We start from the raw sequence: 15,794 nt of genomic DNA, 5'->3' as shown, positions 1-15,794 counted from the left end.
ATTTCTGAAAACCGTTTGACTAAATAAAAACTCGGTGCGAAGCTGATCGTGTTCTTGGGGGCAGTGACATGACGTTGCGCGGTACCAATCAGGAATCAGGCCGTCCGTACAACCGGCGTATCGTCCTCGAGGCGATCCGGCTGAACGGCCCGGTCACACGCGCCGAGATCGCCAAGCGCGTCGGCCTGACGGTGCAGACCGTTTCCACCATCGTCCGCGAGCTCGAAGAACAGGGCTACATCCTCTCCGTCCGTGAAGAGCCGAAAGGGCGCGGCATTCCCCCGTCGGTGCTCAGGATCAACCCTGAAGGCGGTTATGTCGCCGGCATCCATCTGACGCCGCTCGGCATCGATGCCGCACTCGTCGATCTCAGCGGCAATATCGTCCAGAGCGCCCATCGCACCGCCCCGAACGTCGCCCCCGACCTCGCCTTCCGGCTGATCGGCGAACTCGTTGCCGAACTGCGCGGTACCGGCGAGACGAAACGGATCCTGAGCGCCGGCATGGCGCTGCCCGGTCCTTTCGGCGTCGAATCCATGAGCTTCATCGGCCCGACGACGATGACGGGCTGGAAGGATGTGCCGCTCAAGGAGCGGCTCGGCGAGGCTTCCGGCCTGCCCGCCTTCATCGATACCGACATGGCCTGTGCCGCCCTTGGCGAACAGCTCTACGGCCTGGGCGCTGAGCTCTCGAATTACTACTACCTCTATTTCGGCGTCGGCCTTGGCGGTGCCATGGTTCATGACGGCGCGGTGATGCGCGGCGGCTGGGGCAATGCCGGTGAAATCGGCCATATCCCAGCTGTTCCCGATGGCGAGCCCTGCCCCTGTGGCAACCACGGCTGCCTCGAGCGCTATCTCTCGCTCGACGCCTTCAATCGCCGTGGCCTGTCGCAGCAGATGTGGGCCGAGGAAATCCGCCCGATCTTCCACAATGCCATCCGCACCATCGAGAACCTGCTCGATCCGCAGACGATCGTGCTTGGCGGGCTAGCCCCGCCGGAACTCATCGAAAAGCTGGTCGCTTCAGTGGGCCTGCCGAACTCGGTTGCCGTGCGCGAGGGCCGCAGCCACCCGCGGCTTGTGATGGCGAGCGACTGCCAGAACTCGGTGCTGCGCGGTGCGGCTGCCCTTGCAGTCTCCAGCCTGCTCTCGCCGCGTTTCGGCCAGATGTTTTCCACCCCTGACGAGAAAGGGATCGCCGCATGAGCGAACCGCTGCTGGTGCTCGACAATATCCGCAAGAATTTCGGCGCCATCGAAGCGCTGAAGGGCGTCAGCTTCTCGATCGGCAAGGGCGAGGTCGTGGCGCTGCTCGGCGATAACGGCGCGGGCAAGTCGACGCTGGTGAAGATCATTTCCGGCGGGCTGGAGCCGAGCTCGGGACGGATGATCTTCGAAGGCCGTGACTACGTGGCGAAAACTCCGGCCGAGGCAAAGGCGGCGGGTGTCGAGACCGTCTATCAGGACCTGTCGCTTGCAACCAATGTCGATGTCGTCGCCAATTTCTTCATGGGCCGCGAGATCACCCGCAAGGTGCTCGGCATCCCCTTCCTCGACGAGCGCGCCATGGAAAAGGTGGTCGGCGATGCGCTTGCCAATGCCGGCACCCGCATTCCCTCGCTGCGTACCAAGGTCGAGCATCTCTCGGGCGGCCAGCGTCAGGCGATCGAGCTCAACCGCTTCGTCCATTGGGGCGGCAAGCTGGTGCTGCTCGACGAACCCTTTGCCGCGCTCGGCGTCGAGCAGACGCGGCGCGGCCTGGAGATGATCCGCCACGTCGCCAACCAGGGCATCGGCGTCGTCATCATCACCCACATCATGCAGCAGGCCTTCCAGGTGGCCGACCGCATCGTGGTGATCCGCCAGGGCGTCGTCGCGGGCGATGTCGAGACATCGAAGACAAATGCAGACGCGGTGATCGGCATGATCACCGGACAAAACCTCGCCGGTGCCGGACCGGTGGGGTCATAAAAACTGAGGGTCCGGCGCAAAAGGAGAGAACGACATGAAGCGAATAGTCTTAGCCGCGCTGACCGTTCTGGCGCTCGGCCTGTCATTGATGACGACTGCCTTCGCGCAGTCGAAAGGCACCGTCTATTACCTCGTCCCGACGCTGCTTGACGAATTCCAGACCGGCTCGGTCAGCGCGCTCGAGATGTTTCTCAAGCAGACCGGCTATGAAATGAAGACGCTGAACGCCGACAACAAGACGGATGCGCAGCAATCGCAGATGAACGACGTCATCGCGCTGAAACCCGCGGCGATCATCCTTGCCGCCGTCGATTTCAACGCGCTGAAACCCTCGATCGAGGCCGCCCGTGCAGCCGGTATCCCGGTCGTCGAATTCGATCGCCAGATCACCTCGACGCCATCCGATTTCACCTCCGTCGCCGGAACGATCGAGATCGGTTACGTCGCCGCCGAACAGGCGGAAAAGCTCCTGAAGGCGAAGAATGGCGATGTGAAGGGCAAGGTTCTCCAGGTTCTCGGCGACCCCGGCGATCCCTACACGCTCGACATCCAGAAGGGCTTCGAAGAGAAGATGAAGGCCTTCCCCGATGTGAAGATCATCTCGGTGCCCGCCATGCAGTGGGAAGCCAGCAATGCCGGAACGATCGTTTCCGACCAGATGCTCGCCAATCCTGATATCGACCTGATCTTCAGCCATGCCGCGCATCTCTCGGTCGCCGCCGTCGCTTCGCTTGAAGCGGCCGGCAAGAAGCCCGGCAACGTCATGCTGATGAGCTCGAACGGTGCTCCTGTCGGTCTCGACCTGATCCGCAAGGGCTGGCTGAATGTCGAAGTCGAGCAGCCGCTTTATGCCCAGGCCGCAGCCGTTGCCATGTTCATGGACAAGATCGCCAAGAAGGAAGAGATCAAGCCCGGCGAATATGACGTGCTCGGCCTGAAGGGCGTCGTCACCAAGGAGGCATGGGGTCCGAACATCAAGATCCCCGGTGCCGCGATCACCAAGGAGAATGTCGACGACCCGGCCTTCTGGGGCAACCAGAAAGCGCCGACCGCTCAGGTGAAATCCGTCGAATGAGCGACATTCCAGCGCCCGGGCTTCAAGGCCCGGGCTCCCTCAAAGACAACCGGAGCGGCCGTATGACACCTCGCACGCGTCAATTCTTTGAGCTCGTCCTCGACAATCTCGTCTGGTTCATGCTCATCTTCGTGCTCGCCGTCTTTTCGGCGCTCGTCCCGAACTATTTCCAGCTCGGCATCTTCGCCAATATCATCGAGGCTTCCAGCGTTCTCGGCGTCATGTCGATCGGCCTGGCGCTGGTCATCATCGCCGGTCACATGGACCTCTCGGTGGAATCGGTCGCCGCCCTTTCGGCAATGGCCGTCGGCATCCTGTTCTGCTCGGCCGGTATCGGCATGGGCTTCACGCTCAGCCCCGAATGGCTGATGGTGCCTGTCTCGCTGCTGATCGCGCTGGCCGTCGGCGGGCTGATCGGACTGCTCAACGGCTTCCTGATCGTCAAGGTGAAGATGAATGCCTTCATCATCACGCTTGCCTCCTACATCTGGGTACGCGGCATCGTGCTCGCCGTCTCCGGCGGCCGCTCGGCCCAGGATCTGGCGCCCGCCATCCGTTGGTTCGGCATCCAGCGCCTCATCGGCCTGCCGCTGACGGCCTGGATCGCAATCGCCTGCTTCATCGTGTTTTCGGTGATGATGGCGAAAACCCCGTTCGGCCGGCATCTGACGATGATCGGCGGCAACGAGACGGCAACCTTCCGCGCTGGCATTCCGGTGCAACGCAACCTGATCATCGCCTTCGTGATGGCCGGTGCGATCGCCGGGCTCGCCGGCTGGCTGCTGGCCATCCGCACCTCGGGCGCCACTGCCAATCTCGGCGTCGGCCTGCTCTTCAACGCCTTCGCGGCCGTCGTCATCGGCGGCGTCAGCCTGAAGGGCGGCGTTGGTGCGCTTCCCGGCGTCTATGCCGGCGTACTTCTCCTGTCGTCGATCAATACGGCGATCAATCTCATGGGCCTGCCTGCCAATTTCACCCAGGTGATCCACGGCTTCCTGGTGCTGGCGGCGGTCCTTCTCGATACCTTCAAGCAAAAACTGCGTCAGAGGCTCGCATGACCGGAAGACTGGACGGAAAAATCGCAATCGTCATCGGCGCTGCCCGCGGCATCGGCAAAGCAACCGCCAAGCGCTTTCAGGAAGAAGGCGCGACGATCGTTCTCGCCGACTACGAAGAGGAAGGCGGCCGCGCCGCCGCCGCAGACCTCGGCGTCGCCTTCTTCAAGACCGACATTTCCAAGATGGAAGATGCGAAGGCCGTCGTCGCATTCGCGGTCGAGACCTATGGCAGGCTCGATATCATCGTCCAGAATGCCGGGGTCTATCCCTGGCAACTGATCGAGGACACCAGCCCCGAAGATTGGGACAATGTGATCGCGGTCAACCTGCGCGGCTCCTTCAATGCGGCACGCGCAGCCCTCGATCCGATGAAGAAGCAGGGCTATGGCCGTATCCTCTTCACCTCGTCGATCACCGGCCCGCATGTGACGAGCCCGGGCCATGGGCATTACTCGGCGACCAAGGCGGGGATCAACGGTTTCATCCGCGCAGCGGCCCTCGAGTTCTCCTCCTATGGCATCACCGTCAATGGCGTGGAGCCGGGCAATATCATGACCGAGGCCATGCAGCTTCACCGCGGCCCGGCCTTCATCAAGAACATGGAGGATGCGATCCCGCTCGGCCGGCTCGGCAGCCCGCGCGATGTGGCCAATGCCTTCCTGTTCCTCGCATCCGACGATGCGAGCTACATCACCGGCACGACCATCGTTGTCGATGGCGGGCAGCTGTTGCCCGAGGGAAGCGATTTTAAACTGCAGCCGTCGTGAGGCGGCTCATCACGCCCTCGTTACCAAACTCTTAACCAGCGCTATTGACCTTCCAGCCCCCATCTCTAATTCCGCTCGCAGGGGCAGCAGTTGGAAGTGATATGAAAGTACTGATAGTTGAGGACGAGGGCATCATCGCTTGGGATCTCGAAAGCATGGTGCTCGACAACGGCTTTGAAGTCGCAGGGCTCGCAAGAACGGAAATCGAAGCCATAGCACTGGCACGGCGGGCCGATATCGCCCTCGTCGATGTCCAGCTCGCCGACGGGCCGACCGGCCCGCAGATCGCCCGCACGCTGATCGATCAATACGGCATCGAAGTCGTCTTCATGACCGGCAATCCGGAACTGGTCGCCGACTTCGAGGGCGCAGTCAACGTCGTGACCAAGCCGCATCATCTCGACAAGGTGAAGGCAGCGCTGATGGACGCGCTGGCAGCGCGAACCCGAAAACAGGACGCGCGCTCCAACGGCGGCCTGACGCCGCCCCGGACAGTGCTCAGCGCCTGACGCGCCAGTACCGCTCCCTGTAGCCGGAGCCGTCACCCATATATTTCAGGAGTTCTTCCCGCGCATCGAGGCCGGGGAAGATTTCGGCGATCTGGGATTCATATTTCAGGATCGCCGCAAACTTCCGCTCGAAATCGACGGCGATATCGACAGGCCCGTCGATCGTCCACTTCGTCCGCTCCAATGCGGCAGGCACATTGTCCGGATAATTCGGCGGGAAGAAACCGGCCGAATAGGGAATATCCTCGTAGAAATAGACTTCCGCATCCGACGCGTCGTGAATGCCGCGGAACGTCTCCGTCGTCACCACATGATCGAGGTGCCGCCCGACCGCCATCGGGCAGAGAACGATGGTCGGCCTTATCCCCGCAAGCCATTGCCCAAGAAGCGCCCGCACCTCGTCCCATGCGGGATCATCGGCGACGGGAGGCGAAAAGACCGCCTGGCGCGTAGCATAGAGGGACGCACCATCCGGGCCGCGGCGATAGATCGAATCCGACAGGCCACCATGGATGTGATCCGCGCCGAGATAACCGATCGAGGCGATATCCTCCCTGCGGCGCACCTCGTATGGATTGGCGCCCAGACCCCACCACTCGTGGAGTTCACGAACCAGCGGCGACGGCTCACCGCCGATATCGGTATCGGCGGTGAAGATCGTCGCTGCGACGACGGTGATGCCATCCCTCACCGCTGTGTCCATGAGACCACCGCAGCTGAGCACCGCATCATCGAGATGCGGCGAAAGGATCAGGATGCGATCGTCCTTGGTGAGCTTTGTGAGCATTGCGGGCGTCCGTGGATGCAGGTTTCATCGTCTGCTCCCATGGATATACGACCCTGCCAAAGATACCAGCGCCGCTTTAGCCAACTCTCCGCAGCAGCCGAAAGATCGGGACGATGGCGGCAATGCAGAGCACGGCAGCGCCACCAAACAGGCTCTCATAGCCGAGACGCTCGGCAAGCCATCCCGCACCGAGGCCTCCTACAATGCTGACGATCCCATCCATGCACTGGAAGACCGTGAAATCGACGCCGGCCTGGCGCGGATCCGACCAGTCCATGAACTGGGCATAGAGGGCAACAAAGCCAATCGACATGATGCCTGAGGAGCTGGCAATGGCGATGGCAAGCGTCGCGGATCGCGGCATCCCGCCGCCGAGACCGGCATAGAGCAGACCGGCAAGCAGGAGCGCCTGGACGGCGAGCGATCCCGCAAGTACCGCCCGCGTCCCGAACATGCGCACCAGCGCTCCGCCCGCAAGCGCGCCAGCAAGGCCGACAAACATGCTTCCCGCGCCATTGAGCAGGCCGATGGTGGCGAGATCGAAGCCCTGGTCGATCAGGAACGGCCCGAGCATCGAGAGCCCCCATTTCTGGGCAGCAACGAAGAGCGCCGTCGCAATCATTCCGCGGCGGATCTCGGGCCGCCTGATGGTTGCGGCAAGTGAGGGCGTATGGCTGCGCTGCCGCTCGCCTTCGTTTGCCGCAGGGCCAAGCGAAAACGGCAGGCTGAGCGCCAGGATCGCACCGGCCATGATGAAGCAGGCATATTGCCAGCCGATCTTGTCCACCAGCACCAGGAACAGCCCGCCGCCGATCGCCGAGCCGAGGTAGGAGCCGCCAACCTGTGCCGCATTGCCCCAGCCGTGATGCCGCTTGGCGAGGTTTTCGACAGCATAGCCATCACAGGCGATGTCGACCGTCGAAGCCACCAGCGCGACGAAGGCGAGCGTCAGGATCACCGGCAGCAGCACCGCGGGCTGCAGGATGCCGACCGCGACGATACCGGCAACGCAAAGGAGATTGCCGCTCATGACGATGACGTTCGAACGGTTGCGGCCAATGGCCGGCAGGCGGAACCGCTCGATATGCGGCGACCACAGGAATTTCACCGCCCAGGGAAGCACGGTCAGATAAAGGAGGCCGATCTGGTCGAGCGGCAATCCCTGTTGTCTCAGCACGGCGGGAAGGCCGAGCATGGTCAGCCCGCCGATGACGCTTTGGGCCACGTAGACGCCGCCGATAGCGACGAAGATGGCGACCGGCGACGGGAACGCTGCGGGTGAGGCTTCGCTGGCGGACATCAGAACCGGTACCTCACGCTACCGACGATCTTGCGGCCTTCGTCGTAGTAGCAAAAGCCCGTGGTGCAGACCTGATCCACCTGATCGAGAAGGTTGGTCGCGTTGACCTGCAGCTTGACGCCTTCCATCGACGGGTTGAGCTTGCCGAGATCATAACGAAGTGCTGCATCGACGAAGGTGCGGGCACCGTTGTTCAAGACCGGCGTATGCTTGTTGTCGCCGAAGCTCGAGCCGACATAGCGAACGCCGGCGCCGACACCCAGCCCCTCGAGAGGACCGCTCTGAACCTCGTAATCCGCCCAGAGCGAGGCCATGTGATAGGGCGAGGAATTGAGCTGATTGCCGACCGTCTCGGGCGTCAGCTTGGTGATCTCGACGTCGTTATAGGAGTAGCCGCCGGTGAAGCTGAGGCCGTTATCCAGCGACGCCGTGACTTCGAGCTCGAAGCCGCGCGAGCGCAGGTCGAGCTGGCGCAGGAGATTGACGCCCGACGAGGTCTCGTAGACCGAGGCGTTCTTCTGGTCGATGTTGAAATAGGCCGCAGAGATCAGCACGTTCTGATCCGGTATCTGGTACTTCAGCCCGATTTCATATTGCTCGCCGAGCGTCGGATTTGCCTGGTGGCCGACACCGCCGCTGGTCAGCACGACGCCCGGATTTGCGACATAGGAGGTGCCGTAGCTGATGTAAGGCATGACGTTCCAGGGCGTCACATAGCCGATCGATGCGCGCCCTGTCGTCTCGCTGTCGTTGCGCACGTAGTCGACGCCGCCGGGCGTGTATTCGCTCCGGTGCCAGTCGTGGCGAAGTCCCGCCGCGATCCGCCAACTGCCGATCTCGATCTGATCCTGCAGGTAGATGCCGATCGAGTTCTGCTTCTGCTTTTCGAAATAGGTCAGCGCCGGCACATAGGTGTAGGTATCCGTGAAGAGATCAGGCCCGGAGCCCTGGCGGGCATCATATGTCATGAAGCTGTAGTCGACACCGGCGATCAGCTTGTGCTGGGCAGCGCCGGTGCTGAAATCGCCTTCGAGATAGGTGTCCGCCGCGAGACCGTGATTGTCCTCGTACCCGATCCCGGGATAGTCGGCGAAAACCCATTCCTGACGGGCGGAGAGATCGGAATAGCGCAGCTTGTGATGCAGCGTCAGGCCTTCGGTCAGCTCGTGCTCGAATTCGTAGCCGACGCGCCACTGCTTTTGCGTGAAATCGTTGAACCGCTCATCACCGCCGTAAACAGGCGTTGCCCCGATCGACGACCCTGAACTGTCGTAGTTGTTGATGTAGCCCCAGGTGCCGCCGGTGGTGGAATCCATATATTCGCCAAGAATGGTCAGCTTGGTTCCTTCGTCCGGCTGCCAGGTGAAGGCAGGCGCGATCATCAGCCTGTCGTCCTTGATGGCCTCGATCTCGTTGCGGGCATCGCGGGCGACGCCGGTCAGCCGGTAGAGGAAGACACCGTCATCGGTCACCGGTCCGGAAAGATCGAAAGCGGCCTGAACGCGGCCGTAGGAACCATATTGCAGTTCGATTTCCCGCAACTGCTCCTCCGTCGGGCGCTTCGAGATGATATCGACGATACCGCCGGAGCTGCTGGCGCCGTAGATGGATGCAGCCGGTCCACGCAGGACCGTCAATGCCTCGACGCCATAAGGCTCGATGCGGAAGAGCCCGTTCGGGCTGCTGATCTGGCGCAGGCCATCGCGGAAGATGCCGGTATAGGTGAGGTCTATGCCGCGGATCTTGAAGGCGTCGTAACGTGGCTCGGCGCCATACTGGCCGGCGCGGACACCGGGCGTATAGCTTACGGCCTCGCCAACATTCTGCGGAAGGCGGTCGTCGAGCTGCTTGCGGCTGATGACCGAGACGGACTGGGCAGTCTCGGCAACTGGCGTATCGGTCTTCATCGCCGTGCGTCCGGATTTCGGCACGTAGCCATCTGTCTCGACGATCTTTGCAACGCCCTGATCGCGCCCTTCGACAACGATCGGCGCTAGGTTCGTCGCGCCATCACCGGAGGCCGGTTTCTCCTGCTCTGCAGATTGTCCCCAGGCGGTATCGGCAGCCGCGACCGCAAGCAATGCAGCAGCCGAAAGCAGCTGCAGTTTTTTAAGTTTCAATGACATCTCTACGCCCCCACACTCATCGCCGGAAAAGGATTCAAAAACATGAGTCTTAGAATCAACTTTATGCGTAGCTAGCAAAAGCCAAAGGCGAGGCGCAAGGTCTCAAGGGCAAAAACTGCAACCGTGGTGTGCTATTGATCTGAATTTAAAAGGATATCAGTTCGCCTGGACGAGGCTGAAGCGATGCGCTGAGCCCACTCCAGCCTCTCAGCGACGCATCATTTTGGCTGCTACCAGCACTTGAAACCGGCGCCGCGATCCCCAAATGAGCGCGTGACCCGCTGGTCCGGGCCCCTCTGGCGAAAGCTTCGGCACTTTCGCGATGTCGGACCATTTCCGACATTCGCGCCGACGCCAAGGGAGCACCACCTTGATCTCCGAAATCGCCGCCTGGCTTTTTGCCCTGTTCGTCGTCGATCCGCTGCACGCTGAAATCCGCGAGCGCGTCGATGCCGCCAATCTTCCGGTTCAGGCTCTGCAGCAATCGCAGCAATGCGTTGCGACCCACGGCCCGCGCCTGCTGCAGCGCGCCGGCGAAGAGCCTGTATGGGCAACCGGCACGGCAATCGGCATCGCCACCGGCTGGACCTCGCCGACAACACTCTTCGACACCAGCGATCCCAATTGCGCGGCCCTGACGCAGATCTTCCAGGGTGAACGCGGCGACGCCGAGGCCTGATGCATGGCGGATGCGCAGCGATCAGAGGGCGTGGCCTCGCGCACGCTCGCCAGCCTTGCCGCCACCGCCCGCGAGCGGGACGGCCTCAGCATCGGCGAAGTCATCGATGAAATGGGACCGTCGGGCTTCGGGTTTGTTATCCTGCTGCTCGCCATCCCGCCGCTGATCCCGATCCCCGGGCCATTCGGCGCGGTATTCGGCACGGCGCTGGCGATCATCTCCCTGCAATTCGTCTTCGGCGCCCGCAGCCCCTGGCTGCCCGGGATCCTCCGCAACCGCCGCCTCTCCGGCAAGGTCTTCGAGAGCATGGAGCGTCACGCCGGACCGATGGTGCGGCAGGTCGAGAAGCTGATCCGGCCACAGCGCATGAAGGCCCTCGCCGGCCGCTTCCTCCCATGCCTGCTCGGCGTCCCGGTCTTCGCACTCGCGATCGTCATCGCCCTGCCGATCCCCTTCGGCAATATCGCACCCGCCGTCGCCATCTGCGTCATGGCCGTCGGCCTCATCGAGCGCGATGGCCTGGTCATTTTGGGCGGGCTCGCGCTGACTGCGGTCGCCGCTGTCGCGACGGTCTTCCTGTTTCGCGGTGCGGCTACGTTGATTGCTGCTGCATAAAGCGATGATGGCCGATCGCGGAAAGCCGCGACCGGCCATCGCTTTCTATCAGCCTTCCAGCCACTTCACCTGTTCCGGCGTCAGCTTGATGTCGAGCGCCGAGAGGCTGTCTTCCAGTTCGGCGATCGTTCGCGGGCCGATCAGCGGGATGACCGGGAACGGCTGGGCGACGACATAGGCGAGCGCGATGTGGATCGGGCTGCGGCCGAGCTTGTTGGCGAGTTCGATTGCCCGGTCGCGGCGTTCGAAGTTGCGATCCGAATACCAGCAACGGACAATCTCCTCGTCGTCCTGCTTGTCGCGCCCGGCGCGGTCGGTGAAGAAGCCGCGGCCCTGGCTCGACCAGGCGAAGTTCGGGATCTGCTTCTTGTTCAGCCACGCCTTCCACTCGTCGTCCGAAGCCGCGACGCAACCGGCCCAGATCGGATCCAGCATCTCGGCCAGCGAGAAGTTGTTGGAAAGGGCGGCCGGCGCCGTCTTGTGGTTCTTGTCGGCATAGGCGATCGCCTCTTCCATGCGCGCCCGCGTCCAGTTCGAGCCGCCGAAGATGCCGCGGATGCGGCCGCGCTTGACCTCCGCATCCATCGCATCGACGAATTCGCCGACCGGCACGGCTGTATTGTCGCGGTGCATGAAATAGATATCGACATAATCGGTCTTCAGCCGGTCGAGCGACTGGTCGAGTTGCTTGGCGATCATGTCAGGGTAGCAAAGCGGCGAATGGGCGCCCTTGCCGATCAGCACGATCTCATCACGCGGAACCTTGCGGCTCGTGTGCCAGTCGCCGAAGATAGCCTCGGTCTTGCCGCCGCCATAGACATAGGCCGTGTCGAAGGCATTGCCGCCTGCCTCGTAGAAGGCATCGAGCGTCAACGATGCGGCGGCAAAATTCGGGAAGAATTCGAAGCCGAGTGTGACGACAGAGGCGGGCTTCAGGATGCCCGGAATTTCACGCTTCGGAATGCTGTTGCCGAGCTTGACCGGTGCGCCTGCGAGATTGAGCGTCCGCTTCGTTGCCTTCTCGACCCCGTATTCCAGGCCGACGGAAGCGCGCCACTGGTCGAGAACCCTGAGGTTTCCGACAGAATCGGCCCAGCTCATGCCCGGCGACGTGAACTCATGCTTTCCAGCGCGGATCGCATCGCCAGCGGCATCGACCTCGAAGGAATAGAGCCAGCGGTCTTCCTTGATCTCGACCGTCTCCTGCTCGTTGCCCTTGATGATCTCGATCTTGCCGGTGCCGCCCTTGTGGCCGGATGCGAACCAGAAATCCTTGACCTCGATGCGGCCGTCCGAGCCGATGATGCGCAGCGTGTTGTCCTGGTTCGCCATGATCGAGCACGAGACTTCGGCGATGATCGAGTTCGGGAATTTCAGGACAGCCGAGGCCCATTCATCGACACCGGACTGGCCGAGATGGGCAACGCCCGAGACCTTTTCCGGCTCCAGGAAAGGCTTGCCTTCGGCAGCACCTGCGATCAGCCGCGCCATCGAGACCGGATAGCCGCCGACATCGAGGATACCGCCGCCCGCGGTGTCGTTGGAAAACAGCCGGTGCTCGGGGCGGAAAGTGCCCATGTTGAAACCGAAGCTCGAGCGGATGATCCTGACGGTGCCGATGACGCCGCTCTTCACCAGCTCGACGATCTTCGCCGTCTGCGGATGGACGCGGTACATGAAGGCTTCGCCGGCAAAGACGCCGGCCTTCCTGGCCTCGTGATAGATGGCGTCCGCATCGTAAGCGGAAAGCGCGATCGGCTTTTCGACGAGCACATGCTTGCCTGCGCGGATTGCCTTGATCGCCCATTCGGCATGGCCGGTATGCGGCGTGGCGATATAGATCGCGTCGATTTCAGGGTCGGTAAGCAGCGCGTCATAACCCTTGACGATGCGGGCGCCCGGGAAACCGTCGCCGAGGCCGGGCTTGTCGGGATTGCGCGTCGCGATGGCCGAAAGCTTGCCGGTCCGCGAATGCGCGATGCCATCCGCAAAGGTGCGGGCGATGGTGCCGGGACCGATGATGCCCCAGCGGATCGGTTGTTCTGAGCTCATATCTATTCCTCTTTCATAAAATGCGTCTTGGGATTGCGGATGGTCAGCGCAGGCGTTGGCCCGCGCTGTCGAACAGGAAACTGCGTTTGGCGGAGAGCGAGACGGTCAGGCTGTCGCGATTGCCGGTGGCGCGCGATTCCGGCCGCTCGATAATGAGCTGCTCGCCGCCGAGCGTTGCGTAGATGTAGCTGGTATTGCCGAGATGCTCGGCGACATCGACGCTGACGGTCAAGTCGGCATCGCCCTTGCCGGCATCGCCGAAATGTTCAGGGCGAACGCCGAGCGTCACTTCGGTGCCCTCGGCGAGCGCAGCCGAAAGCGGCAATGTCAGCCGGACATTCTTGTCGGCGGTGAGCGCGATCGTCAGTCCCGCAGCATCCTTGCCTGTGACAACAGCCTTGATGAAATTCATCTTCGGCGAGCCGACGAAGCCGGCGACGAACTGGTTTGCCGGATCGTCGTAGAGATCGAGCGGCGCGCCGACCTGCTCGATATTGCCGGCGCGCAGCACGACGATCTTGTCGGCAAGCGTCATCGCCTCCGTCTGGTCGTGAGTCACATAGATCATCGTCGTGCCGAGCTGCTTGTGCAGGCGGGAGATTTCGACGCGCATTTGCACGCGCAATTCGGCATCGAGGTTCGACAGCGGTTCGTCGAACAGAAAGACCTCGGGCTCGCGCACGATGGCGCGGCCGATCGCGACGCGCTGGCGCTGGCCGCCGGAAAGCTGCTTCGGGCGGCGCTGCATCAGCTCGTTGATCTGCAGGATCCCGGCGGCGTGCTGGACGCGCTTTTCGGTATCTTCCTTGGGATTGCCGTTCATCCGCAGGCCGAAGGAGAGGTTTTCGGCCACCGTCATATGCGGATAGAGCGCGTAGGACTGGAAGACCATGGCGATGCCGCGGTCGGCGGGCTCGACATCGTTGACCACCTTGCCCCCGATATTGATTTCGCCGCCGGAAACATCCTCCAGCCCGGCGATCATGCGCAGGAGCGTGGACTTGCCGCAGCCGGACGGGCCGACGAAGACGACGAACTCGCCGTCCTTGACCTTCAGATTGGCGCCATGGATGATTTCGAGAGCGCCGTAGCGCTTGATGACGTTCGTGAGTGAAAGCTCTGCCATGCGGCTCCCCGATTATTTGATTGCGCCGGCAGCGATGCCGGCGATGAAGTGGCGCTGCAGGAGCACGAAGATGATGAGGATCGGCGCGGTCAGCATTGTGGCACCCGCCATGATGCCGCCCCAGGACACCTTGGTGAGGCCGATCAGCGTTCCCAATGCGACCGGTGCCGTCATCATCGCCGGGCGCGAGTTGATCAGCAGCGGCCAGAGATAGTTGTTCCACGACACCAGGAAGAGAATGATGGCGAGCGCCGCCATGGTCGGCCGCGCCAAGGGCAGCGCGATCCTGAGGAAAATCTGCCATTCCTTGACGCCCTCGACGCGCGCCGCATCGAACAGCTCGTTCGGCATCATCGAGAAAGACTGGCGCATGAAGAGCACGCCGAGCGAATTGAAGAGCGGCGGAACGATGAGCGCCACCCAGGTATTCGCCAGCTTGAACTCGCGCGCCACCATGATGAACTGCGGGATGACGACCACGGCAAAGGGCAGCGTAATGGTGCCGAGGATGATGGCGACGACGACGGAGCGCCCGGCGAAGCGATAGCGAGCCAGCGCCCAGCCGGCCATCGAGGTCAAGAGCACCGAAAGAACGGTGTAGATGACGGCGACCGAGATCGATGTGAACATCGCTCGGGTGAAGCCGGTCTGCGCTTCCAGATCCTGGAAGTTCGTGACGAAATTCGTTGACGGCAGCAGCACGATCTCCGGGCTGAAGATGCCGTAATCGGGCATGGTCGAGAAGATGAACATCATCCAGAGCGGAAAGAGCCAGACGATCGCCAGCGGTGTCAGCACCGCATGCAGCGCGATCTTTCTGAGGAGAAGCGATTGCGATTTGGATTTCATTTCGGCTCCCTCCCGACCCACAGATTGAGCAGCGAGATTGCAACGGCGAGCGCTGCCATTGTGTAAGCGACGGCTGACGCATAACCGAAGTTCAGCGACAGGAACCCCTGGCGGTAGAGCAGCAGGCCAAGCGTCTCCGTGCCACCACCCGGACCGCCGCGATTGGTGATCAGAAACGGTTCGGTGAAGAGCTGCATCGTGCCGATAACCGAGAGCACCACGCAGAAGAGGATGATCGGCTTCAGCAGCGGCAGGGTGATGTGGAAGAATTGCTGCGTCTTGCTAACGCGATCGAGCGTCGCGGCTTCATAGACATCGTCAGGAATGGACTGCAGGCCGGCCAGAATGATGATGGCGTTATAGCCCGCCCAGCGCCAGGTCACCGCGATGATGACGAGCGCCATGGCGGCGTTGGCATTGTCGAACCAGGAAACGGCGGGCAGACCGACAGAGGTGATGAGCTTGTTGACGATGCCGAAATCGATGCTGAACATCAGCCGGAAGACGGCCGCATAGGCGACCTCGCCGACGACGACAGGCGCGAAAAAGGCAAAGCGGAAGAGCGGCCGCAGCTTCAGGAGCGGCGAATTCAGGAGCACCGCCATGACAGTGGCGATCGCGATCATCACCGGAACCTGGATCACCAGGATGATCAGCGTGTTGTAGAGCGCGTTGTAGAAAGCCGGGTCGCCGAACAGGCGCCCCCAATTGGCCGAGAGGCTGAACTTCCACGGATTGACGCGCGTATTCTGAAACGAAATCAGAAACGAGCTGATGATCGGCCACACCCAGAAGGTGGCGAAAACAATAAGATAGGGCGCGAGGAACGCGTAGGCGCTCCGGTTGCGGATCGGCATATTTTCCTCCTCACAGACGCAA

Annotated in this window: 15 protein-coding genes; 8 read left to right on the top strand and 7 right to left on the bottom strand. The window is 62.2% G+C overall.

All coding sequences use genetic code 11. From position 1 onward, the window contains the following. Positions 1 to 68 precede the first annotated feature (68 nt). The 6 genes from ACEN84_RS26350 (at position 69) to ACEN84_RS26325 (ending at position 5,381) form a co-directional block, all read left to right on the top strand. A complete protein-coding gene (locus ACEN84_RS26350; RefSeq protein ID WP_413712243.1) occupies positions 69 to 1,208 on the top strand; it encodes an ROK family transcriptional regulator in 1,140 nt (379 codons plus the stop codon). Continuing rightward, positions 1,205 to 1,972 (top strand): ATP-binding cassette domain-containing protein, encoded by a 768-nt coding sequence (locus ACEN84_RS26345; RefSeq protein ID WP_413712242.1) that lies wholly within the window; start codon positions 1,205 to 1,207, stop codon positions 1,970 to 1,972. The genes ACEN84_RS26350 and ACEN84_RS26345 overlap by 4 nt, the downstream gene beginning before the upstream one ends. Positions 1,973 to 2,006: 34 nt before the next feature. Next, positions 2,007 to 3,047, top strand: a complete 1,041-nt coding sequence (locus ACEN84_RS26340) for a sugar ABC transporter substrate-binding protein (protein WP_413712241.1) — start codon at positions 2,007 to 2,009, stop codon at positions 3,045 to 3,047. A 62-nt stretch (positions 3,048 to 3,109) separates the two neighbouring features. Next, complete coding sequence (locus ACEN84_RS26335; protein ID WP_112718644.1) at positions 3,110 to 4,105, top strand: ABC transporter permease; 996 nt, start codon at positions 3,110 to 3,112, stop codon at positions 4,103 to 4,105. Beyond that, on the top strand, positions 4,102 to 4,872 hold the full coding sequence (locus ACEN84_RS26330; protein ID WP_112718536.1) for an SDR family NAD(P)-dependent oxidoreductase: 771 nt from the start codon (positions 4,102 to 4,104) through the stop codon (positions 4,870 to 4,872). The genes ACEN84_RS26335 and ACEN84_RS26330 overlap by 4 nt, the downstream gene beginning before the upstream one ends. A 101-nt stretch (positions 4,873 to 4,973) precedes the next feature. Next, entirely contained in the window at positions 4,974 to 5,381 is a 408-nt protein-coding gene (locus ACEN84_RS26325) for a response regulator (RefSeq protein WP_112718538.1), read from the top strand. Here the strand turns inward: ACEN84_RS26325 and ACEN84_RS26320 are convergent. The 3 genes from ACEN84_RS26320 to ACEN84_RS26310 form a co-directional block, all read right to left on the bottom strand. Further along, positions 5,371 to 6,168 (bottom strand): PIG-L deacetylase family protein, encoded by a 798-nt coding sequence (locus ACEN84_RS26320; RefSeq protein WP_413712240.1) that lies wholly within the window; start codon positions 6,166 to 6,168, stop codon positions 5,371 to 5,373. The genes ACEN84_RS26325 and ACEN84_RS26320 overlap by 11 nt on opposite strands. Positions 6,169 to 6,244: 76 nt before the next feature. Continuing rightward, entirely contained in the window at positions 6,245 to 7,468 is a 1,224-nt protein-coding gene (locus ACEN84_RS26315; protein ID WP_413712239.1) for an MFS transporter, read from the bottom strand. Then, positions 7,468 to 9,594 carry a TonB-dependent siderophore receptor gene (locus ACEN84_RS26310; RefSeq protein ID WP_413712238.1) on the bottom strand — a complete coding sequence of 709 codons (2,127 nt, stop codon included), beginning with the start codon at positions 9,592 to 9,594 and terminating at the stop codon, positions 7,468 to 7,470. Before ACEN84_RS26310 ends, ACEN84_RS26315 begins: the two co-directional genes overlap by 1 nt. Before the next feature lie 370 nt (positions 9,595 to 9,964). On the opposite strand from ACEN84_RS26310, the gene ACEN84_RS26305 reads away from it, so the two are divergent. Both ACEN84_RS26305 and ACEN84_RS26300 read left to right on the top strand, forming a co-directional pair. Continuing rightward, positions 9,965 to 10,273, top strand: a complete 309-nt coding sequence (locus ACEN84_RS26305) for a hypothetical protein (RefSeq protein ID WP_130280883.1) — start codon at positions 9,965 to 9,967, stop codon at positions 10,271 to 10,273. Between the two features lie 3 nt (positions 10,274 to 10,276). Then, complete coding sequence (locus ACEN84_RS26300) at positions 10,277 to 10,888, top strand: exopolysaccharide biosynthesis protein (protein ID WP_112718548.1); 612 nt, start codon at positions 10,277 to 10,279, stop codon at positions 10,886 to 10,888. A 48-nt stretch (positions 10,889 to 10,936) separates the two neighbouring features. Here the strand turns inward: ACEN84_RS26300 and ACEN84_RS26295 are convergent, their stop codons facing one another. From ACEN84_RS26295 to ACEN84_RS26280, 4 genes are read right to left on the bottom strand one after another with little or no spacing between them, the layout of a single operon-like run. Further along, positions 10,937 to 12,940 (bottom strand): aldo/keto reductase, encoded by a 2,004-nt coding sequence (locus ACEN84_RS26295; RefSeq protein WP_413712237.1) that lies wholly within the window; start codon positions 12,938 to 12,940, stop codon positions 10,937 to 10,939. Between the two features lie 43 nt (positions 12,941 to 12,983). Then, on the bottom strand, positions 12,984 to 14,066 hold the full coding sequence (locus ACEN84_RS26290; RefSeq protein WP_413712236.1) for an ABC transporter ATP-binding protein: 1,083 nt from the start codon (positions 14,064 to 14,066) through the stop codon (positions 12,984 to 12,986). A gap of 12 nt (positions 14,067 to 14,078) precedes the next feature. Continuing rightward, the gene (locus ACEN84_RS26285) at positions 14,079 to 14,915 is read right to left on the bottom strand and encodes a carbohydrate ABC transporter permease (protein WP_413712235.1); all 837 of its coding nucleotides are present in this window, start codon (positions 14,913 to 14,915) and stop codon (positions 14,079 to 14,081) included. Next, positions 14,912 to 15,772, bottom strand: a complete 861-nt coding sequence (locus ACEN84_RS26280) for a carbohydrate ABC transporter permease (protein WP_112718556.1) — start codon at positions 15,770 to 15,772, stop codon at positions 14,912 to 14,914. Before ACEN84_RS26280 ends, ACEN84_RS26285 begins: the two co-directional genes overlap by 4 nt. Positions 15,773 to 15,794 lie beyond the last annotated feature (22 nt).

The organism is Rhizobium sp. Rhizsp82 (assembly GCF_047325115.1).
Lineage (GTDB): Bacteria > Pseudomonadota > Alphaproteobacteria > Rhizobiales > Rhizobiaceae > Rhizobium.
Note: the sequence above shows the minus strand (reverse complement) of the source record. Positions and strands in the feature narration are given on the sequence as shown.